Origin of the sequence: Arthrobacter sp. 9V (assembly GCF_902506065.1) — a bacterium.
In the GTDB taxonomy this organism is placed as follows: domain Bacteria; phylum Actinomycetota; class Actinomycetes; order Actinomycetales; family Micrococcaceae; genus Arthrobacter.
In genome coordinates, this window is the sequence record NZ_LR732912.1 from 3,954,389 (window position 1) to 3,972,827 (window position 18,439).

At 61.4% G+C, this 18,439-nt stretch carries 21 protein-coding genes and 1 pseudogene; 8 read left to right on the forward strand and 14 right to left on the reverse strand.

Translation table 11 applies throughout. From position 1 onward, the window contains the following. The first annotated feature begins 197 nt into the window (after nt 1-197). Both BACI9J_RS18130 and BACI9J_RS18135 read left to right on the forward strand, forming a co-directional pair. On the forward strand, nt 198-1,145 hold the full coding sequence (locus tag BACI9J_RS18130) for a phosphoglycerate dehydrogenase (protein ID WP_159735589.1): 948 nt from the start codon (nt 198-200) through the stop codon (nt 1,143-1,145). A gap of 149 nt (nt 1,146-1,294) precedes the next feature. Continuing rightward, the gene (locus BACI9J_RS18135; RefSeq protein WP_159735590.1) at nt 1,295-2,239 is read left to right on the forward strand and encodes a manganese catalase family protein; all 945 of its coding nucleotides are present in this window, start codon (nt 1,295-1,297) and stop codon (nt 2,237-2,239) included. A gap of 59 nt (nt 2,240-2,298) precedes the next feature. Here BACI9J_RS18135 and BACI9J_RS18140 read toward each other — a convergent pair whose 3' ends face one another. Both BACI9J_RS18140 and BACI9J_RS18145 read right to left on the reverse strand, forming a co-directional pair. After that, entirely contained in the window at nt 2,299-2,589 is a 291-nt protein-coding gene (locus BACI9J_RS18140; protein ID WP_081733365.1) for a DUF1540 domain-containing protein, read from the reverse strand. 160 nt (nt 2,590-2,749) lie between these two features. After that, the gene (locus tag BACI9J_RS18145; protein ID WP_159735591.1) at nt 2,750-2,935 is read right to left on the reverse strand and encodes a hypothetical protein; all 186 of its coding nucleotides are present in this window, start codon (nt 2,933-2,935) and stop codon (nt 2,750-2,752) included. A gap of 306 nt (nt 2,936-3,241) precedes the next feature. Between BACI9J_RS18145 and purS the strand changes: the two genes are divergently transcribed. The 3 genes from purS to purL are packed head-to-tail and all read left to right on the forward strand — an operon-like array spanning nt 3,242 to nt 6,571. Then, nucleotides 3,242-3,493 (forward strand): phosphoribosylformylglycinamidine synthase subunit PurS, encoded by a 252-nt coding sequence (purS, locus tag BACI9J_RS18150; RefSeq protein ID WP_011773385.1) that lies wholly within the window; start codon nt 3,242-3,244, stop codon nt 3,491-3,493. Between the two features lies 1 nt (nt 3,494). Further along, complete coding sequence (purQ, locus tag BACI9J_RS18155) at nt 3,495-4,265, forward strand: phosphoribosylformylglycinamidine synthase subunit PurQ (protein ID WP_159735592.1); 771 nt, start codon at nt 3,495-3,497, stop codon at nt 4,263-4,265. Next, complete coding sequence (gene purL, locus BACI9J_RS18160; RefSeq protein ID WP_159735593.1) at nt 4,262-6,571, forward strand: phosphoribosylformylglycinamidine synthase subunit PurL; 2,310 nt, start codon at nt 4,262-4,264, stop codon at nt 6,569-6,571. The genes purQ and purL overlap by 4 nt, the downstream gene beginning before the upstream one ends. 46 nt (nt 6,572-6,617) lie before the next feature. Here purL and BACI9J_RS18165 read toward each other — a convergent pair whose 3' ends face one another. The 3 genes from BACI9J_RS18165 to BACI9J_RS18175 are packed head-to-tail and all read right to left on the reverse strand — an operon-like array spanning nt 6,618 to nt 9,711. Beyond that, complete coding sequence (locus tag BACI9J_RS18165; RefSeq protein ID WP_159735594.1) at nt 6,618-8,036, reverse strand: putative bifunctional diguanylate cyclase/phosphodiesterase; 1,419 nt, start codon at nt 8,034-8,036, stop codon at nt 6,618-6,620. Further along, on the reverse strand, nt 8,033-8,536 hold the full coding sequence (locus tag BACI9J_RS18170) for a hypothetical protein (protein WP_159735595.1): 504 nt from the start codon (nt 8,534-8,536) through the stop codon (nt 8,033-8,035). Before BACI9J_RS18170 ends, BACI9J_RS18165 begins: the two co-directional genes overlap by 4 nt. After that, on the reverse strand, nt 8,533-9,711 hold the full coding sequence (locus BACI9J_RS18175; protein ID WP_159735596.1) for a GGDEF domain-containing protein: 1,179 nt from the start codon (nt 9,709-9,711) through the stop codon (nt 8,533-8,535). The genes BACI9J_RS18170 and BACI9J_RS18175 overlap by 4 nt, the downstream gene beginning before the upstream one ends. A 114-nt stretch (nt 9,712-9,825) precedes the next feature. Here BACI9J_RS18175 and BACI9J_RS18180 point away from each other — a divergent pair, with 114 nt between their 5' ends. Beyond that, nucleotides 9,826-10,119, forward strand: coding sequence for a DUF503 domain-containing protein (locus BACI9J_RS18180; protein WP_159735597.1), 294 nt, complete (start codon nt 9,826-9,828; stop codon nt 10,117-10,119). Here BACI9J_RS18180 and BACI9J_RS18185 read toward each other — a convergent pair whose 3' ends face one another. From BACI9J_RS18185 to BACI9J_RS24445, 6 genes are all read right to left on the reverse strand, one after another. Continuing rightward, entirely contained in the window at nt 10,120-10,440 is a 321-nt protein-coding gene (locus tag BACI9J_RS18185; RefSeq protein WP_159735598.1) for a putative quinol monooxygenase, read from the reverse strand. Nucleotides 10,441-10,579: 139 nt separating this feature from the next. Continuing rightward, nucleotides 10,580-11,473, reverse strand: a complete 894-nt coding sequence (locus BACI9J_RS18190) for a carbohydrate ABC transporter permease (RefSeq protein ID WP_026541797.1) — start codon at nt 11,471-11,473, stop codon at nt 10,580-10,582. Next, entirely contained in the window at nt 11,473-12,498 is a 1,026-nt protein-coding gene (locus BACI9J_RS18195) for a carbohydrate ABC transporter permease (RefSeq protein WP_201296615.1), read from the reverse strand. The genes BACI9J_RS18190 and BACI9J_RS18195 overlap by 1 nt, the downstream gene beginning before the upstream one ends. Continuing rightward, nucleotides 12,495-13,904 (reverse strand): N-acetylglucosamine/diacetylchitobiose ABC transporter substrate-binding protein, encoded by a 1,410-nt coding sequence (ngcE, locus tag BACI9J_RS18200; RefSeq protein ID WP_159735599.1) that lies wholly within the window; start codon nt 13,902-13,904, stop codon nt 12,495-12,497. Before ngcE ends, BACI9J_RS18195 begins: the two co-directional genes overlap by 4 nt. Before the next feature lie 531 nt (nt 13,905-14,435). Continuing rightward, the gene (locus BACI9J_RS18205; protein ID WP_159735600.1) at nt 14,436-14,846 is read right to left on the reverse strand and encodes an MmcQ/YjbR family DNA-binding protein; all 411 of its coding nucleotides are present in this window, start codon (nt 14,844-14,846) and stop codon (nt 14,436-14,438) included. A gap of 60 nt (nt 14,847-14,906) precedes the next feature. Further along, complete coding sequence (locus BACI9J_RS24445; protein WP_236558756.1) at nt 14,907-15,479, reverse strand: polysaccharide deacetylase family protein; 573 nt, start codon at nt 15,477-15,479, stop codon at nt 14,907-14,909. 43 nt (nt 15,480-15,522) lie between these two features. On the opposite strand from BACI9J_RS24445, the gene BACI9J_RS24450 reads away from it, so the two are divergent. Continuing rightward, on the forward strand, nt 15,523-15,840 hold the full coding sequence (locus BACI9J_RS24450; protein WP_236558757.1) for a hypothetical protein: 318 nt from the start codon (nt 15,523-15,525) through the stop codon (nt 15,838-15,840). Between the two features lie 36 nt (nt 15,841-15,876). Here BACI9J_RS24450 and BACI9J_RS18215 read toward each other — a convergent pair whose 3' ends face one another. Continuing rightward, complete coding sequence (locus BACI9J_RS18215; protein ID WP_159735602.1) at nt 15,877-16,302, reverse strand: CoA-binding protein; 426 nt, start codon at nt 16,300-16,302, stop codon at nt 15,877-15,879. On the opposite strand from BACI9J_RS18215, the pseudogene BACI9J_RS18220 reads away from it, so the two are divergent. Continuing rightward, a pseudogene (locus BACI9J_RS18220) lies at nt 16,301-16,701 on the forward strand (CoA-binding protein). The gene BACI9J_RS18215 and the pseudogene BACI9J_RS18220 sit on opposite strands and share 2 nt — an antisense overlap. On the opposite strand, the gene BACI9J_RS18225 reads toward BACI9J_RS18220, so the two are convergent. Together BACI9J_RS18225 and BACI9J_RS18230 are read right to left on the reverse strand one after the other, a co-directional pair. Then, a complete protein-coding gene (locus tag BACI9J_RS18225) occupies nt 16,698-17,600 on the reverse strand; it encodes a hypothetical protein (protein ID WP_159735603.1) in 903 nt (300 codons plus the stop codon). The pseudogene BACI9J_RS18220 and the gene BACI9J_RS18225 overlap by 4 nt on opposite strands. Further along, the gene (locus BACI9J_RS18230) at nt 17,597-18,151 is read right to left on the reverse strand and encodes an RNA polymerase sigma factor (RefSeq protein WP_159735604.1); all 555 of its coding nucleotides are present in this window, start codon (nt 18,149-18,151) and stop codon (nt 17,597-17,599) included. Before BACI9J_RS18230 ends, BACI9J_RS18225 begins: the two co-directional genes overlap by 4 nt. Between the last annotated feature and the right edge of the window lie 288 nt (nt 18,152-18,439).

Here is an 18,439-nt window from a genome sequence, read left to right on the forward strand (position 1 = left end):
TGGTTGAACCTTTGACAGTTCTTGTCAAAGCCGCGCAACCAGCCGAGTCACAGAGTACCTAGTGAGAGCCGAATATGACATACAGCACATTTCAGGAATTTTGTCTTGTCACAGAGCCGGTGATTCGTCATGAAACTTAAGAGCGGACGGTAGCCTCGAGAACATACCGCCCACCCGCCCTGACCCTTGGAGCCGCAGTGAAAATCCTCGTCCCGGACACCATCGAGCTGGACCTCTCGGAGCTTTCCGTTCCGGAGAAAGAGGTGGCGGTGTATCAGGTGGACAAGCCCATCCCCGGCGAGCACCGGGACGCGGAGGTGCTGGTGGCCTGGCGGAACACCGCGGAGAACCTGAGCGACGCCGCCAAAACGATGCCCTCCCTCAAGCTGGTACAGACGCTCGCGGCCGGCCCGGATTCAGTGTTGGCAGCAGGCTTCGCGGACAACGTGGCCATCACATCAGGCCGCTCACTGCACGACGGCCCCGTAGCCGAGCACGCGCTGGCACTGATATTGGCTGCCGTGCGCCGCCTGGACCAGCTAGCGGAGTCCCAGCAGGACTCCACGTGGAATGAGCCCTTCAACGCCGCGCAGTCCGCGCCCGACACTGAGCAGTTGTACACGCTCGACGGCGCCAACGTCACCGTTTGGGGCTTCGGTTCGATCGCGGGGCGGCTGGCTCCCCTGCTGGCCGCTTTGGGCGCGAACGTCACTGGAGTGGCCGGTTCCAAGGGTGAACGTTACGGCTTCCCCGTGGTGGCTGACGACGAATTCCACCAGGTCCTGCGCACCACGGACGTCCTGGTTTCCATCCTGCCCGCTACCCCGGAAACCGCGGATGCCCTGAACGAAGACGTCCTCCGCTCCCTCCCGGACACTGCCATCTTTGTCAACGTCGGGCGCGGAGCCACGGTGGATGAAGACGCCCTTCTGGCAGCACTGGAGGAAGGAAAATTGCGGGTTGCCGCACTGGATGTCACCAAGGTTGAACCCCTACCCGCCGACTCAAAGCTGTGGGGAGCGCCGAACCTGATCATCACACCGCATGTGGCTGGAAACCGCCCCAAGGGTGCCGCCAAACTTGTCACCGCCAACGTCACAGCGCTCAAGGAAGGCAAGCCACTGACCAACCAGGTTGCCGGCTGAGCCAACCAAGTTGCACGTTGACGCCTGACGATCAGGCCATATTTTTCATTGCCTCACAATAGTAAGCATGCTTATGGTAGGTGGGTCCGGGGTGGCCAGCAGAGGGATTCCACTCCAAACACGCAGCATGAACAACGTGAGGAATCGCAATGTACCTGCACACCCAACTTCTCATCAACGAAATCGCCGCTGACGAACCCGATCCCGCCGCAGCAAACGCCCTCCAGGAAGGTCTCGGCGGACAATTCGGTGAGATGCGCACCATGATGCAATACCTGTTCCAGAGCATGAACTTCCGAGGCGACCCCGCTTCAAAGCCCTACAAGGACCTCCTCCAAGGGATCGGAACAGAGGAGATCAGCCATGTGGAACTCATTGGAACCACCATTTCGCAGCTTCTTGATGGATCACCGCGCTACCAGGGCAAGAAGAACGATCCCGTGGACGAGCCCGGAGCAAAGGGTGCCACTCCCCTGAACATCGCATTGGACCACAGCAACATCCACCACTACCTTGTAGGTGCGCAGGGCGCGCTGCCGGTGGATGCAGCGGGCAACCCCTGGAGTGGTTCGTACGTCTACAACAGCGGCAACCTGGTGCTGGACCTGCTTTACAACCTCATGCTCGAATCAACCGGCAGGCTGCAGAAGTGCCGAATTTACGAGATGACGGAAAACAAAACAGCCCGTTCCACCATTGCTTACCTGATTGTCCGCGACCAAGCGCATGAGAATGCTTATGCAAAAGCGTTGGAAAGCCTGGGAGTGAACTGGGGCAAAGTACTTCCCATTCCCAAGACCAACGCGGAGCAATTCCCGGAAGTGAAGAAGCTGTTGGACAAGGGGCTGCAGAGCATCCAGTACACCTTCAGCGCTGACAACCTGAGCGAGGCCGGCAAGCTCTTCCGTGGAGCGTCCCCGTCCAACGACGGCACCGAGCTGAGCACCGACGTCATGCCTGACGGATACCCCATCACTATCTCCCCGGAGCGCAAGGAAGAATTCGCGCCGGGACTGGACCCCGAGCTCCTGGCTTTGATCCAGGCCGTGGCCGAGCAGGAGCTGCAGGACGCAAACAACCCCAAGGGCAGCTAAAGCGCACAAAAAAGCGGGCCTGACCTCCGTTGAGGTCAGGCCCGCTTTTTTCGAAAATATCAGGCGTGCTCGTATGTCAGGCAGTCAGCGGCTTCGCGTCCAGGGCCAACCCGTACATTGTGCGCTTCGCACATGAGGTTGTTGTTGTGGACACACTCGGAACGCTGGCAGGCGCCTACGTGTGCGAGGACCTTCGGAAGGCCGCCCATGGCATTGGTGTCAATGAATGTTGCGCAGGAAGCGTGGTCCTGTGTTCCACCAATGGTGATTCCAAAGGCAGTGCATCCATCATGGTTGAATCCGCAGCTGCCAACGCTACAGGCGGATACCTCGGCAATGTGTTCGGTCATTGTTCCTCCTGGTTTGGATCTGAAAAGGTACTGGGGACCAACCCCTCGTGTCTTTCCAAACTACGCCGGAATCACAACATTTAACCGCTTTGAATAGCGCATTTCTATGTGCCCTAATCCGCGTCATTCCGCAGGAAAACGGCCGTTTTTAGGATAGGTTTCACTTACTCGGAGTGCGCAGGGCGTCACTGATTTTGGCGCGCGTTTCAGCGTCCAGCGGAGCGGTCACCCGGCTGTTTCGCGCGGCCCGGTCCGCCATGACCTTCTGGATGACCATTCGGCCCAAACCCGCAAAAACAGCTGCAGCCACAACGCCCAGCACCATCGATTTCGGTTTCTCAGCCATGCCGCAATCCTAGTGACGCGGACCACCCGGGGAAAGTACCGCCGTCGGGACTCCAACCGGTCAATTTCCCCCGCCGCGGCGGGGTGTCCTCGCACAATCGGGCTGAATAGGGTATGTGCGCCGCTCCCGGTAGAATAGGTGTGCAAGCTCGCGGAGCGCCCCCCATGCCGTTCAAACATTGCAGTTCACAACCGTGTTTAACCCTGTGTTCAAGACGCTGTTTGGATGCGGCTGAACGGCGTGAGACGGCACCTCCGCGGCAGCCTTATTTAAGGTTCACCCAACTCACCGCACAGGAGTTACCGGATGCCCCGGATCGTCGTTGACGTCATGCCCAAGCCCGAGATTCTGGACCCCCAGGGGAAGGCCATTGTGGGTGCCCTGCCCCGCCTCGGCTTCAACAGCTTCAGCGCAGTCCGCCAAGGCAAGCGCTTCGAATTGACGGTTGACGGCGAGGTGACCGACGCTATCCTGGCCCAGGCCCGCGAAGCTGCCGAGACGCTCCTGTCCAACCCGGTGATCGAGGATGTTGTCAACGTCGAGGTCGTCGAGGCCTGATATGACATCCATCCCTTTGATTGGCGAGGCTGTGGCAGTTGCCGCAGAGCCCCGGCTGGCCGGCGCGAAGGTCGGCGTGGTTACTTTCCCCGGCACGCTGGATGACCGCGACGCCGCCCGTGCAGTGCGGCTTGCAGGCGCCACGGCGGTCCCGCTCTGGCATGCTGACGACCACCTCGGTGATGTTGACGCCGTCATCATTCCCGGCGGTTTCTCCTACGGTGACTACCTCCGCGCAGGCGCCATTTCGCGTTTCGCTCCGCTGATGTCCAAGATCATCGATGCAGCGAACTCCGAGGCGAAGCTCCCCGTGCTGGGTATTTGCAATGGCTTCCAGATCCTCACCGAATCGCACCTGCTGCCCGGTTCCATGATCAAGAACGACCACCTGAAGTTCATTTGCCGGGACCAGACGTTGCGCGTGGAAAACGCCAACACTGCCTGGACCGTGGACTACACCAACGGCCAGGAAATCATTGTGCCGTTGAAGAACCAGGACGGCCAGTACATCGCGGACGAGAAGACCCTGGATGCCCTTGAGGCTGAGGGCCGTGTGGTGTTCCGCTACGTGGGCTTCAACCCGAACGGTTCCCGCCGCGACATCGCCGGTATCTCCAACGCTGCCGGCAACGTGGTGGGCCTCATGCCGCACCCGGAGCACGCTGTGGAGACCGGCTTCGGTCCCGAGTCCCTTGATGGCGCTCCCCGCGACACCGACGGCCTGGGCTTCTTCACCTCCGTTTTGACCAAGATTGTGGGAGGCGACAAGTGACCACGGAAACCACCAAGAAGTTCAACATCGACACCGTTGAGCACGCCGCCAAGACCCCGGACACGGAACTCCCGTGGGCCGAGCTGGGCCTGAAGCAGAACGAATTCGACGAGATCGTCAAGGTCCTGGGCCGCCGCCCTACCGGCGCCGAGCTGGCCATGTACTCCGTCATGTGGAGCGAGCACTGCTCCTATAAGTCCTCCAAGAACCACCTCCGCCAGTTCGGCGAGAAGGTCACCGAGGAAATGAAGAAAGACATGCTGGTGGGCATCGGCGAGAATGCCGGCGTCACCAATCTGGGCGACGGCTGGGCCGTCACCTTCAAGATCGAGTCCCACAACTCGCCGTCGTTCGTTGAGCCGTACCAGGGTGCCGCTACCGGCATCGGCGGCATTGTCCGCGACATCATCTCCATGGGCGCCCGCCCGGTTGCCGTGATGGACCCGTTGCGCTTCGGTGCGATCGACCACCCGGACACCGCCCGCGTCATGCACGGTGCTGTTGCCGGCATCGGTGGCTACGGCAACTGCCTTGGCCTGCCGAACATCGGTGGTGAAATGGTGTTCGACTCCGTTTACCAGGGCAACCCGCTGGTGAACGCACTGGCCGTGGGCGTTATGCGCCACGAGGACATCCGCCTGGCCAACGCTTCCGGCAAGGGCAACAAGGTTGTCCTCTTCGGTGCGCGCACCGGTGGTGACGGCATTGGCGGCGCTTCGGTGCTGGCTTCGGAGTCCTTCGACGACACCAAGCCTTCCAAGCGTCCTGCCGTCCAGGTGGGCGACCCCTTCGCTGAGAAGGTCCTGATCGAGTGCTGCCTGGAGCTCTTCAAGGGCTCGCTGGTTGAGGGCATCCAGGACTTGGGCGCTGCAGGTATTTCCTGCGCTACGTCCGAGCTCGCCTCCAACGGTGACGGCGGCATGGAAGTTGAACTGACCTCCGTCCTGCTGCGCGATCCCACGCTTACCCCGGGTGAGATCCTCATGTCCGAGTCGCAGGAACGCATGATGGCCGTGGTCACCCCGGAGAACATCGCAGCGTTCGAGGCTGTTATGGACAAGTGGGCCGTGGAGTACTCCTGGTTGGGTGAAGTCACCGACACCGGTCGCCTCATCATCACCTGGGAAGGCGAAGTAATCGTCGACGTCGATCCCCGCACCGTTGCGCACGACGGCCCGGTCTACGACCGTCCGTTCGCCCGCCCGGAGTGGCAGGACTCGGTCCAGGCCAACGCCTTCACCGGCTCCGTAGAGGACGCAGGCCGTCCGTCGGCTCCCACCGAGCTGGCCGCAGCCGTCACCGAGCTGGTGGCATCACCGAACATGTGCAGCAAGGCCTGGATCACCAAGCAGTACGACCGCTACGTGGGTGGCAACACTGCCATGGCATTCCCGGACGATGCCGGCGTGGTCCGCGTTGACGAGGAAACCGGCCTGGGCGTTGCCTTGGCTACCGACGCCAACGGCCGCTACACCTACCTTGAGCCGTACCAGGGTGCACAGCTTGCGTTGGCTGAGGCCTACCGCAACGTTGCCACCTCCGGTGCCATCCCCATGGCTGTCAGCGACTGCCTGAACTTCGGCTCCCCCGAGGACCCTGATGTCATGTGGCAGCTGGCCGAAGCCATCCGTGGCCTCTCCGACGCCTGCATGGAACTCGGCATCCCCGTTACGGGCGGCAACGTTTCCCTGTACAACCAGACCGGCACCACGCCGATCCACCCCTCCCCTGTGGTGGCAGTCCTGGGCAAGCTCGACGACGTCGCCCGCCGCACGCCGTCGGGCTGGCGCGAGGACGGACAGGCCATCTACCTGCTGGGCACCACCGCAGCAGAGTTGGACGGGTCGGAATGGTCCAACCTTCGCGGCCACCTCGGTGGTTTGCCGCCGAAGGTTGACCTCGCAGCAGAGCGCGAGCTGGGCGAGATCCTCATCAACGCTTCCCGCGACGGCATGGTTGATGCAGCACACGATCTCTCCGAAGGTGGCCTCGCGGCTGCTTTGGTGGAGTCCTCGCTGCGCTACGGCGTGGGCGCCCGCATCGCCCTTGAGGAACTCATGGAGCGCGACGGCGTGGACCTGTTCACGGCCCTCTTCTCCGAGACGCAGGCCCGGGCCATCGTTTCCGTGCCGCGCTCCGAGGAAGTCCGTTTCAAGGACATGTGCACCGCCCGCGGCTTCGCCCACCTCCGGATCGGCGTTGTTGACGCTGCCGGTGGAAAGCTGGAGATCAACGGCGTGGACGAGCTCTCCTTGGACGCTCTCCGCGAAGCACACGAAGCCACCCTGCCGAAGTACTTCGGCTAAGGACAGTTAAAAACGCGGGGCCATCCAGATGGCCCCGCGTTTTGGTTTAAGCAGGCCAGGTCCGCAGCCGGGCCAGCTGGTCCGTGAACTCCGCCTCCGGCAACGGCCTGCCAAAGTAATACCCTTGACCGCTCGCGCAGTCGATGCTCCGAAGTGCTGCAGCCTGCTCGGCGGTCTCAATACCCTCCCAGGTACCTTCCAGGCCACAGGAGCGGATGACTTGCTGGATGGCGGCCAGGAAGTCCAGCTGGGAAGGGTCTTTGCCCAGGTCCTGCACGAACTGACGGTCCACTTTTACCCGGTCTACGGGCAGTTTCCTCAGGTACCCCATGGACGAGTACCCTGCTCCGAAGTCGTCGATCTCCAGCCCTACACCAAGCCTGTGCAGGCTCGCCAGGGTGTAACGGTCCAGCTCGTTGTTGTGGATGATGGCACTCTCGGTCAACTCAAGCACCAGTGACTCCGGGGCCAGGCCTTTCTCCGCCAGGGCTTCGCTGACGTCATCCACGAACTCCAGGCTTTGAAGGTCGGCGGCCGAGACATTGATCCTCATGGAGAAGTCCTGATGTGCGGTGGCCGGGGCGTCCCGCCAGGACCGCAATTGCCCCACGGCCGCGCGCAGGACCCATCTGCCTAATTCCGCGATCAGGCCGGTGGCCTCGGCAACAGGGATGAACTGGTCCGGCATGATCAGGCCATGCACGGGGTGTTTCCACCGCACCAAAGCTTCGCACCCTTCAATCCTGCCGGTGGCCAGCTCCACGATCGGTTGGTAGTACAGGACCAGCTGATCCGAACGGATGGCGTCACGGAGTTCTCCCACTATCTGCCGTTGCAGCAGCCGCGCGTGCAGGGTTGCGGGGTCGAATACCTTGAGTTTGTTCCTGCCCTCGTTTTTGGATTCTTCCATGGCCAGGTCAGCCTCTTGGAGAAGGTCTTCAATGGTGTGATGTGGCTCCGCGGTGCGCAGGCCGACGCTCACACCGCAACGGACGCTGTTGTTCCCGAGGTCGATGTTCGGTTCCAGCGCCGCCAGGATGCGGTTCCCGACGGCGGTGGCCCGGCTTTGAGGGGTGGCGGGCAACAGCACCGCGAATTCGTCGGCCCCCAGGCGGGTGACGACGTCGTTCTCCCGGACGGCCGAGCGGATGCGCATGGCAACGGTGATCAGAACCTGGTCCGCGGCTGCATGGCCTGCAGAGTTCTTCAGTGCCCTGAACCCGTCCAGGTCAAGGAGGAGGAGTGCCGGCGGGAGGGCTCCCTCGGCCGTGGCTTGTTGGGCTTTTACGAAGGCATCCACCAAGGCCAGGCGGTTTCCCAGCCCGGTGAGCGCATCTGTAAGAGCCTCCCTGCGCTGCTCGTACCGGGCGTGATGGAGTTCGGCCATCAAAGCCTGGACGTGCCTCTCCAGATTCTCGAGCCGGGAATCAGCGGAAACCAGCCTGCGGGGCTTGGTGGCACTCACGATTCTTCCAGGCGCCGCAACGTTGAGTCGGCAACAGCCTGGGGCTTGGAGACGGGGTTGCGGCGTTCGTCCAGGAAGAGCCGGTAGGACGCGACGTCCAGCCTGCCTCCCGGCTCAACCTTGTCACCGGCACGGTATACGTGGGTGATCCAGGCTCCTCCGAGGATGGCCTCAACCCAGGCATCACATTCTGCGAGCGGGAGGTGTACCCGGGTGCCGGTGTTCCTGCGGTGGCCCGCAATAGAGACTGTGATGCAGCTGCCCAGGAGGCCTTTGTCCGCCGTGAACCAGGCGAGGCCTTCGACGTCGGCCACTATGGTCAGGTTCGCGTTGCTGTCCTCCACAGACTGAACGGGCCCCATCCTGACCGAGCGGCGGTCAGCGTTCAGCGTGGTGGCTGTTCCGGCTTTGTACGGGGGGCTGGTGATGTCCTGCCGGAACGCGGAGATTTCCTGGGTGTGCTGGATCTGGATCCGGGTGGTGAGTTCGTTGAAGGTCATGATCGTGCCTCATCCGCTATAGTGGCCGCCTCCGGGCGGTCGGCTCCTACAATCCTGTTCCTGCCTTGCGCCTTTGCACTGTAAAGGGCTGCGTCAGCTACCTCGATCATGAAAGTGAGATCGGCGGACGCGGGAATGCTTGAGGTGACTCCATAACTGATGGTGGGGAAGACAACACCTTCCGGGGCCTTCATGGCTGCCATCCGGCGGCTGATTTCGGCGGCGATGTTCTCCGCCCGGTCCTGTGTTGCCCCCGGCAGGAAGAGAACAAACTCTTCGCCTCCATAGCGTCCGATCAGGTCAGTAGACCGGACCGAGGCAGTGCAAGCCTCGGCGAAGGCCCGCAGGGCCACGTCCCCTGCTCCATGACCATGTTCGTCATTGACGGATTTGAAATGGTCCAGATCAGCCAGGACCACCGCCGCGCCGGAGCCGCCGGAGTGCAGGCGGTCCAGCTCAGTGGTGGCCAGATCCAGGAAGGCTCCACGGTTGAGGAGCCCCGTCAGGTGATCCCTTGTGGCACGTTCGCGGAGGCCTTTGATGAGTTGGTCGCTGGTCAGGGCCGTCATGCTGAAGGAAACAGTGACCAAAAGGACCATGGATATCAGCGCGGAAGGTCCGGGCCCGAAGTACGTGCGGAACGCATGGCTGGCCGGCCCTTCAATGAGGTACACCATCCAACGGCCCAGGTAGTAAGCGGCCAGCAAACCTGCCGCCAGGGAGAGTGCCTTGTGAACTTGGGAGTGCGAGGACTTGATGAACCAGAGGTCGTAGGCGGCCAACGCTATGCCCACGGTCATCATGGCCAGGTAGACGAAGCCGCCGGACCATACGTTGTTCGCGGGATTTTCCAGGCAGGATGCAATACCGGTGACTGCGGGGCCAACAATCAACTGCCATGGCGCAGCTTTCCGGTCCCTGAGGGTCTTCGCTCCAGCCCATACGCTGAAGGCGCCTGCCACCACCAGGACATTGCCGGCGGGGTTTGCCCACGCCTGGTGGGGGGTTCCATTGAGGAGGAAAGCGGCGTTACCCACCATGAACTCGAGCAGAGCCAGGCTCCACCAACCGGCGTATGGCGAGCGAGTGCGGTGGAAGGATGTACAGAACAGCACCAGGAGGGTCACCGTGACCACGCCCAGCGCTACTCTCACCGAGAATGCATCGAGCCCCATGCCAACCCCCTCAGCTGGTCATCCTTGCCTTTGAGATCAGTGTCCCGGGGCTTCCTCAACCTCAATGCTGCGTTTGCTCAAGATTGGCTCAAGATGCGGTGATAATAATGAACCATGTGGATTGGTTGGGTTGAATTCGACGTCCTCTTGGGTGATGTCCATAGCCTCAAAGAGAAGCGCTCCCTGGTTCGCCCCCTCGTGGCCGAGCTGAAGCGGCGCTTCGAGGTTTCTGCTGCCGAAACAGGGCTGCAAGACCAGCACCGACGAGCACTTGTTGGGGCGGCCATGGTAGCACCGGACCACGCACACCTTCAGCAAGTGCTCGACGCCGTTGAACGGTTCGTGGCTGCCCGGCCGGAGTTTGAGCTGCTGAGCGCACGGCAAAGAGAGCTGCACAGCGAGGACTAGTTACTCGATGGTCAGCTCACCCATACGGTCCCAGCCGCTGCCTTCAAACTGGCGGCTGATGATGTGGGGAGTCTCCACGAGGGCTTGGGGCATGTCCTCCATGGCCTTCTTGAAGTGTGCGCTGTTGACGTGGGCCTCAGCGGCATCGTCCTGGAAGGCTTCCACCAGGACGAACTCGTTGGGGTTCTCCACACTGCGGGACCAGTCGAACCACAAGTTACCGGGCTCTTCGCGGGTCGCTTTGGTGAAGTCGGCCACCAGGTCCAGCCATCGCTCGGACCAGTCGGTTTTGACGTTGAACTTGACCACAATAAAGATCACGGGGCTGCTGCCTTTCGTTGCACTACAGATTCCGTACCATTCTGTCACTGCCCTTAAAACCCGACGGCGGCCCGCACCAAAAGGTGAGGACCGCCGTCGGGCGCTGTTATGGCTTGGTTGTGCTACTTCGTGGTGCCTGCTACTTGGACGTGCCCTGCGAAACGGAGCCTTGCAGCTGACGCTGGAAGATTACGTAGACAATGAGCACCGGAATCACCGTGACGCTGACTGCTGCGAACAGCGCGCCATAATCCACGGCATAGCCCATCTGACCGGCGAAGGCTGCGAGTTCCTGGGACAGGACACGCGGACCGGCCGCGTTGATGGACACAGGAATCAGGAATTGGTTCCACAGGCCCAGGAAGTTGAAGATGGCAACGGAGGCGAGCCCGGGCTTGGCCATGGGCAGCATGACTTGGAAGAACGTCCGCCACTCCCCAGCTCCGTCCAAGGCCGCTGCTTCAGTGATTTCGTGCGGCAGCGACTTGAAGAAGGAGAACAGGAAGAACACCGTGAACGGAAGCGCGAAGCCCACGTACACCAGGATCAGTCCAGGCAGGGTGTTCAAGAGGCCCATGTTCTTCAGGACGAAGAACAACGGCACCATGGCGAGGAAGATGGGGAACGTCAGGCCGGCGAGCATCAGGTAGTAGATGGCCCTGCTGCCCCGGAAGGTGTAACGGGCCAGAACGTAGGCACACATGGCGCCGAGGACCATCACGATCACCAGGGCCGCGGCCACAACGATGATCGAGTTCAGGAACGCGCTGCCGATTCCGGCTTCGCTCCACGCCTTGACGTAGTTGTCCAGCTTCCACTCACCCGGCAAAGCGAACGGCGAAGCGAAGATCTCGCTGGACGTCTTGAAGGAGGACATGAAGGTCCACAAGAGCGGAAGGATGACGATCAGGGTCCAGATGGTCAGCGCGGTGTGCGATACCGCTCCCACCACTTTGTCGCCCTTGGTGGTTGCCGGGGTCCGCGGCTGGAAGTGCAGTGACTTCATTTCCGGAGTTGAGACTTTGGTACTCATTACAGGCTCACATCCTTATCGCCGCCGGTGAGCCGGTTGACCAGGAACACCAATCCGGAGAAGATCAGCGTGGCAACGGCCAGGACAACGCCCATGGCGCTTGCGAGGCCGAATTGTCCCTTGCTGAATGCCGTGAAGAACAACTGTTGTGCCATGACCAGCGTGGAGTTGTCCGGACCACCGCCGGAGTTCAGCGCGGCCATGTAAACGAACGCGTCAAGCGCCAGGATGCCCATGTAGATGTATGCGGTCTGGATGTTGTCGCGGATCAGGGGGATGGTGATGGACACGGCGGTGCGGAAGCGACCCGCTCCATCAATCCTGGCGGCCTCGAAAAGTTCGGCAGGAATACCCTTGATGCCGGCCACGAAGAGAACCATGTAGAAACCCACGAAGCCCCACACAATGACGAACATGGTGGCGATCATGGCGGTGTTCTTATCACCCAACCAGGCGAAGTCCTTGAACTGGTCCAGGCCCAGGCCGGTGAGGATGCCGTTGAGCAAACCACCGGAAGGATCGTAGATCTGCCCCCACATGATGCCGATCGCTACTGCCGGAATGGTGTACGGGAAGAACGACACCACACGGTAGAAGCTGGAATTGCGCAACCCTTTGATCTGGCCTTTGCTGCTTCCACCAACGGTCACCAGCGAGGCGAGCACCAGGCTCAGGATGATGGTGATGATGGGGAGGAAGATGACCAGGAGGATGTTGTTGGACATCGCCTTCATGAAGATGTCGTCAGTAAAGATCTTCACGTAGTTATCGAGGCCGATGAAGTTCTGATTGGGCGAGAACCCGGACCAGTCCGTCAGCGAATATCCGAAAGCCTGAATAAAGGGCCAAATCACGAACAAAAGGTAGATCGCCAACGGCAGTCCGAGAAACACCGCAAAGAAACTGACCTTGTCCCACGTCAATGGCTTACGCCGCCGCCTCACCACTTGCGGTGGGGCCTTCGCCGGAACGACGGCGGCCAGGCCGTCGTCGTTCCGGCTCTGCTGAGTTTTCACTGAAGTCACTTCACTTCGATCTTCTTGACCGAGCTGTCATTGCGGACCTTGTCCGTGATGTTCTGCAGCGCGGAGGTGAGAGTTGCAACGTCCGACTTGCCGTCCAGGAAGGTGTTCCAGACAACCAGCTGGTCCTTGTTGGTGCCGTACAGGTCAATGAAGTTCCAGGTGTAGATGTCCTCTCCGGCATCGCCAAGCATCTTGGTCTGTGAAACCAAGGCGGTGGAACCGAATCCATCGGCCGGGACGGTGTCCTTGACGATGGTGGGTGCGAGCTTGGTCTTGGCAAAGTTGGTGGCAGCTTCCTTGGACAGCATGATGCGCAGCAGTTCCTTGCCACCTGCAGCGTTCTTGCCCTGCGAGGGGACAATGTACGGCTCGCCGGCAGCGCTGTGAAGTGCAGTCTGCGGCATCTTGGGGCTGGCACTGACAGACGGAGCCGGGGCACCCATCATGTTGAAGCCGGCCTTGGTCTGATCCTTCATTTCGTTTTCAATCCAGGAACCCGAGGGGTAGAACACGGCCTCCTGGGCATTGCTCCACTGGGCCTGCGCGGCCGTGAACTGGGTGCCGGAGCCGCCCGGCTTGAAGAAGCCGGCCTTGACGATCTTGTCCATTGCTGCGAAGACGGACTGGATGGCCGGGTGCGACCAGCAATCGGCCTTGAGGTTTTCAAGGGCGAGGCGGACGTCGTCGCCGCCTTCCTTGATGGCGGACGCGATGGCCAGTTCCTGGTAGTACGTGGCCGCTTCCTTGCCCCAGACAAAGAGGTACTTGCCCTTGGCTTTTGCTTGCTCGCCCAGGGTGTACATCTCATCCCAGGTCTTCGGCACGGTCCAGCCGTTTTCCTTGAGCAGGGAGTCCGAGTACCACACGGCGTAAACAGTGAGCACATAGTTCAAGGCGGCGAGCTTGCCGTCAAAAGTACCTGGGGCCAGTACGCCGGTGTACAGGGTGTCCTTGATGACCTTGCCCTCAAGGTTCTTGGCCTCCACAACGCTGGTGAGGTCTTCAAGCTGGGCAAGGATGGTGCTGAAGCCGATTGCTTTCGCGCCGGAGTTGTCGATCAGGTCCGGCGGGTTGCCGCCGACGAAGCGCGGCTGCAGTTCCTGGGCGATGTCCGTGGACGGAGAAATCTTGGCGGTGGAGCCCTCGTGCGTCTTTTCGAAGATCTTGCCGGCGAACTCGACGTAATCGATGCCGTAGCCACCCTTGAAGATCACGGCGTCGAGGGCGGCCTTGTCAGCCATGCCGAACGGGTTGGTGTCGGAAACGGTGCCGGTGGGGCCTGTGGTCGTGCCGCCGCCGCCAGCGGCGCACGAAGCAATGGTTCCCCCCATGGGCACGAGCACGGCTGCTGCGAGTGCTCCGCGCAGGAATCCACGGCGACCGACGGACTGGTGCTGAACGTTCATTTCTAAACCCTCCAGTGACTCGTAGTGCCCGACCGTTGCGGCAAGGAGAGCCGTTCAGTCAGACAGTCTGGGTTGGCGCTCTGGCAGCACCAACCTTCTGTGACATAATTCACCAGGAATGATTGAAAATCAATCTTTCTTGGTACTTTCGATCAACATTTGTCAAAGCGTGATCTTTCTACGGGCCGCCTGCGAGCGCCTTTCCGCACTCCGCACTGGCATGCCGGGTCATCACTCTTAGCCGCTTAGTTCCCAGTGATACCGGGCTTTTTCGCGCCAAGCTACATCCCAGCAAGGCTTCGGTGCGGGACTTTTTACGCGCTGGAAACGAGCCGGGGCTTGCGCGCAAAGCAATCATCGGATGCTTGGTCCGCTCACAATGGGCCATGGAGGCATACAGGAGGGCTTCGGGGGCCAACGTCTTCCGATCCAGCATCAAACCGCTCCTGACCAGCACGTGGCTGAGGTCTTTAGGTATGCAGTCTCAATCTAGTCCCATGTCAGCGCCATGGGGAGGGGTTGGCGGGTGTGTCAGGCGCCCTGCGGTTTTGCGAGCCTGGCCCAGCCGAGTTGCTCCTGTTGCTTGCGGCTCAACGTGGCTACCACGAGGTCGTAGGAGTCCTCCACCATGTCCCGGATCATGCCATCAGAAAGTGCCCCGTCCAGGCGGACGCCGTTCCAATGGGTCTTGTTCATGTGCCAGGCACCGGTGATTTCCGGGTTTGCTGCCCTGAGTTGTTCAGCCAAGGCCGGCTCGCATTTCAGGCTCACGGACCAGTTGTCCGGATCCATGGAGGACAGCGCGAACATCTTGGCCTCATGCCGGGTTCCACCAGCAACGGCGGCGCGCACCTTGAACACGGAGGTTTCGGGGCCGAACGGGAAATCCTCGAATGCGCCGGGGAAGCTGAGGCAGATTTCGCGGAGGGTGGGTACGTCCATGGGGAGAGCCTACTGGTATGGTTCCTGCGGGTGCGAGCCTCCAGACCACGCCAGGGAAGTCTAGGCCACGCCCAGGAAGTCTTCCAGCAGCACCACTTCAAGGCCTGCGGCCAACTGGGCAGCGCGGAAGGCAGCGAGGTCAGCTGCGAACTCTGCCCGGAAGTGCATGAGCACAATATCGCCCGGACGCAACGAGTTGCCCACCTGGTAGTCCATCTTCCCGGCGTTCGCCTTCGCTTCCCACGTAACGATCGCCTTCATTCCGGCGTCGGCAACGGCTTTGCGCATCACGTTGGAGTACGCGCCCCCCGGAGGCCGGAAGAGGGTGGGACGGCGGCCGTAGTGCTGGAACGCGTACTCCTGCATTCCCACCATGTCCGTCAGTTGCTGCTGGTAACCCCACTGCCGCACCATGTTGATGTTGTGCGTCACGGTGTGGTTCTCGATCAAGCTTCCTTGGGCTTTGAACGCGTTGAAGAACGCCGGGTTGTCCGCCACCGTGTCCCTGGTGAGGAAGAGTGAGGCAGGAAGGTCGTACTCTGCCATCAGCTTGATGGACTCCGGAGTTTTGATGTTTCCGTCATCAATGGTCAGGAATACCACCGGATGCTTGGTCTCGATTTTTGTGATCACCGGTGCCAGGCCGCCAACAATCGGCGGCAATTGATAGTCCGGGATGAACGTTCGCCGGATGCGCTTTGTGGCGGTGGGGGTCGGCGCAGGTGTCGTCGGCGGCGTCGTCATCGGAGAAGCGGACGACGTCGGTACCTCGCCTCCCACGGCCAGGGCACCGTTCGGGCCCGGCACCTCCGGTGAGGCGGCAGCGCCAGTGGGCGTCTGCGCCGGCGTCGAACTCCCAGCGGCACTGCAGGCTGTCAGGCCGGCCAGCACTGACGCGCCCACAACACCGAAGACGGCTCGCCGGCTGGGAGTGGAAGAAGGCACCGCAGAATGGCCGCCGAACATGGTTGTCCCCCAAAGACTTAAGAAGTGATTCAGCTGCAATCTAGCAGAGTAATCGGAACGGCAGTCACAGGCCGTAGTGCCAGCCTTCACGTGCCGGGCAAGAGTTGACTACTACATCCAGTCCGGCGTCGCGGGCGCGCTGCACGGCGTCGTCGTCAAAGACACCCAGTTGAAGCCATACGGCCTTGGCACCGATCGCAATGGCTTGGTCGATGACCGCACCCACGCGCTGGGAGTTGACGAAGCAATCAACAACATGGATGGGGTGCCTGGCCTCGGGAATCTCCGCAAGGGATGCGTAACCCTTTTCCCCGTGCACATCCTCGCCCTTGAGGTTGATGGGAATGATCTCCATGCCCATTTTGTCCCGCACGTACAGAGAGACGTCATACGCGGAGCGCCATTCATTGGTACTGAGGCCAACTATTGCCCATGTGCCCTTTGTTCGCATCAACCGCTCCACGACGGCCGGATCGTTGACATGCATCATGACCCAAGCTTACTGGGAGGGCCCCTCCGCCCCCGAGCGACTGGCACTTCTGCGCCAGGCCAAGTCCATTGCGATCGTTGGTGCCTCGGACAAGCCGTCCCGCGCCAGCTACTTCGTGGCCACCTACCTGCAATCTTCAACGCGGGACAAGGTGTACTTTGTGAATCCCGTGGTCAAGGAAATCCTGGGCCAGCCCACCTACGCATCACTGGCCGATCTGCCTGAGTCTCCGGACATTGTGGACGTGTTCCGAAAGCACGATGATCTTCCCGGAGTCCTGGACTCGATGTGGTGATGGACCGGTGCGTGAAGATCGAGCACGCCCGATTCCACGGCGGTCTGCACCTCGCCGGCTTCGACACCGGGGTGATCTCCTCCAAGCGCCAAGTGCTGGCCTAGCGCTTAAGCCACTTCTTCCACGTGTCCACAGACCCCTGGAATTGCTGATCGGACCGCTCTAATTGCTGGTCAGCCCGTTCCCTGCTGAGTCCTGGAGGCAGATGTCCGGGCTTACTCTCCTCCGCCCCTGGCGAGGTCTTCGCCGGTTTCCCTGCGCCTTGGAGGGAAGCATCAGGTTTGGCCGCCTGTTCCTTCTCCTCCTTGCCGGAGCCGGGCTTGGACTGCGGGTTCCGGGCTGGAATCGGTGCAGTATTTGGCTGCGCGGGGGTGTCCTGGGCGGGAGTGTTCTGGGCAGGGGTCTTTTGGGCGGGGATGACCGCGCCCGGTACCTGCGGCTGCGCTGGAAGCTCTGCCTGAGCCGGTGCGGGCGCCTGCGCTTGCGCCTTTACCGGTGCTGGCGCCTCCGACTGTGCCTGCGTTTGACCAGACGCGACGCTGCCAGCCACCGGCAGTGACCCAGCGCCTGGAACCGGCGGAATCGCCGAGGGGTCCACAATAGGAGCGGGTTTGGTGAAGACGCGGGGGGCATCGGGAATCGGCAGGACGGGCGCGGCAGCCGGCTGCGGCCGGACGTTGCCGAGAAGTTCATCCATAAAGGATGGATTTCTGGTGAATCCGGAACTTGCGGCAGCAACACCGCTGACGCCCAGACCCATCGCCGCCACCACGGCAACGCTGACTACGGCGGTGCGGTGCTTGTGCCTCCAACGGCGTTTGCTGACTTCATCATGCGGGCCAGCCAGCATGGCCGAAAGTTCCGCTCCCGGAGTTGGGGCTGCAAGGTTGGCGAAGGACCCCATTGAGAGAAGCGCACGCCGGACGTCAGGCGAGTCGGTGGCATCTGCGTCGAGCAGCAGCTCGTCCACGATCACTTCGCGTTCATTGTTCCTGGATGTCATGGGGACACATATTCCTTCACAGCCGAATGCTCACGGAGCGTAATAAGTGCCCGCCGCTGCAGTTGTTTCACTGCCCCGGCGGATTTCCCCATGATGTCGGCGACCTGATCAACGGTCAGGCCTGCCACGATACGGAGGCTCAGGACCTCCCGCTGCTCGTCGCCAAGATAGTCCAGGAGTTTCATGACCTCCTTGGGCGCCAAGAGTCCCATAGCTTCCGTCTCTGCGGAGCTGACCTCCCGGGTGTCCCGCTCCGGCTCGAACTCGTGCTGTTCCGGGGCCCGCCTTTGCTTTCGGTGCTCATCCACCATGCGAGCGTGAGCCACCGAGAAGATGAAGGTCCGGAGTCCATGAACTCCGCCGCTGATGTCATCTAGTCGCGGCAGGACAGCAAGGAAAACGTCCTGCGTGACTGCTTCCGGATCTGCTACACCCTTGGCCGTCAGATAGCCGAGAACCTGGCCGGCGTACGCTTGGTAAACGGCGCCAAACAGTTCCGCGTTATTGCCCTTGAGTGCATGTAGCGCTTCATCGGTCAATGCGTCGGTCACAGGAATGAGGCTTTCGATCGGCGGCAGGTCCGTTGCCGGGCCTGGACGTCCGCCTTGTCACCACCGGACGACCCCACCTAGGGTAACCGCTCCGCACGGCCATCCATAGAAGGACCCGCTGGGCCTGCAAACACCTCGGGCGCAAACTCCCCGGTTGCACTCCTGCGAAACCAACTCCTCGAAGACCAAACTCCTCCGAGACAAGGAAGAGCCGAGCTGGAACATGATGGGGGACAAATTCCAGCTCGGCCCTTTCAATGACGTAATCGTCAGGGCACCCCAAAGGGT

Excerpts from the sequence above, each read along its gene's own strand:
- BACI9J_RS18180 (WP_159735597.1), top strand. The coding sequence starts at position 9,826 with ATGTGGATTGGTTGGGTTGAATTCGACGTCCTCTTGGGTGATGTCCAT.
- BACI9J_RS18135 (WP_159735590.1), top strand. The coding sequence starts at position 1,295 with ATGTACCTGCACACCCAACTTCTCATCAACGAAATCGCCGCTGACGAA.
- BACI9J_RS18215 (WP_159735602.1), bottom strand. The coding sequence starts at position 16,302 with ATGATGCATGTCAACGATCCGGCCGTCGTGGAGCGGTTGATGCGAACA.
- BACI9J_RS24450 (WP_236558757.1), top strand. The coding sequence starts at position 15,523 with ATGAACGTTCGCCGGATGCGCTTTGTGGCGGTGGGGGTCGGCGCAGGT.
- purQ (WP_159735592.1), top strand. The coding sequence starts at position 3,495 with ATGACATCCATCCCTTTGATTGGCGAGGCTGTGGCAGTTGCCGCAGAG.
- BACI9J_RS18140 (WP_081733365.1), bottom strand. The coding sequence starts at position 2,589 with ATGACCGAACACATTGCCGAGGTATCCGCCTGTAGCGTTGGCAGCTGC.
- BACI9J_RS18145 (WP_159735591.1), bottom strand. The coding sequence starts at position 2,935 with ATGGCTGAGAAACCGAAATCGATGGTGCTGGGCGTTGTGGCTGCAGCT.
- ngcE (WP_159735599.1), bottom strand. The coding sequence starts at position 13,904 with ATGAACGTTCAGCACCAGTCCGTCGGTCGCCGTGGATTCCTGCGCGGA.
- purS (WP_011773385.1), top strand. The coding sequence starts at position 3,242 with ATGCCCCGGATCGTCGTTGACGTCATGCCCAAGCCCGAGATTCTGGAC.
- BACI9J_RS18205 (WP_159735600.1), bottom strand. The coding sequence starts at position 14,846 with ATGGACGTACCCACCCTCCGCGAAATCTGCCTCAGCTTCCCCGGCGCA.
- BACI9J_RS18175 (WP_159735596.1), bottom strand. The coding sequence starts at position 9,711 with ATGGGGCTCGATGCATTCTCGGTGAGAGTAGCGCTGGGCGTGGTCACG.
- BACI9J_RS18225 (WP_159735603.1), bottom strand. The coding sequence starts at position 17,600 with ATGACATCCAGGAACAATGAACGCGAAGTGATCGTGGACGAGCTGCTG.
- BACI9J_RS18170 (WP_159735595.1), bottom strand. The coding sequence starts at position 8,536 with ATGACCTTCAACGAACTCACCACCCGGATCCAGATCCAGCACACCCAG.
- BACI9J_RS18190 (WP_026541797.1), bottom strand. The coding sequence starts at position 11,473 with ATGAGTACCAAAGTCTCAACTCCGGAAATGAAGTCACTGCACTTCCAG.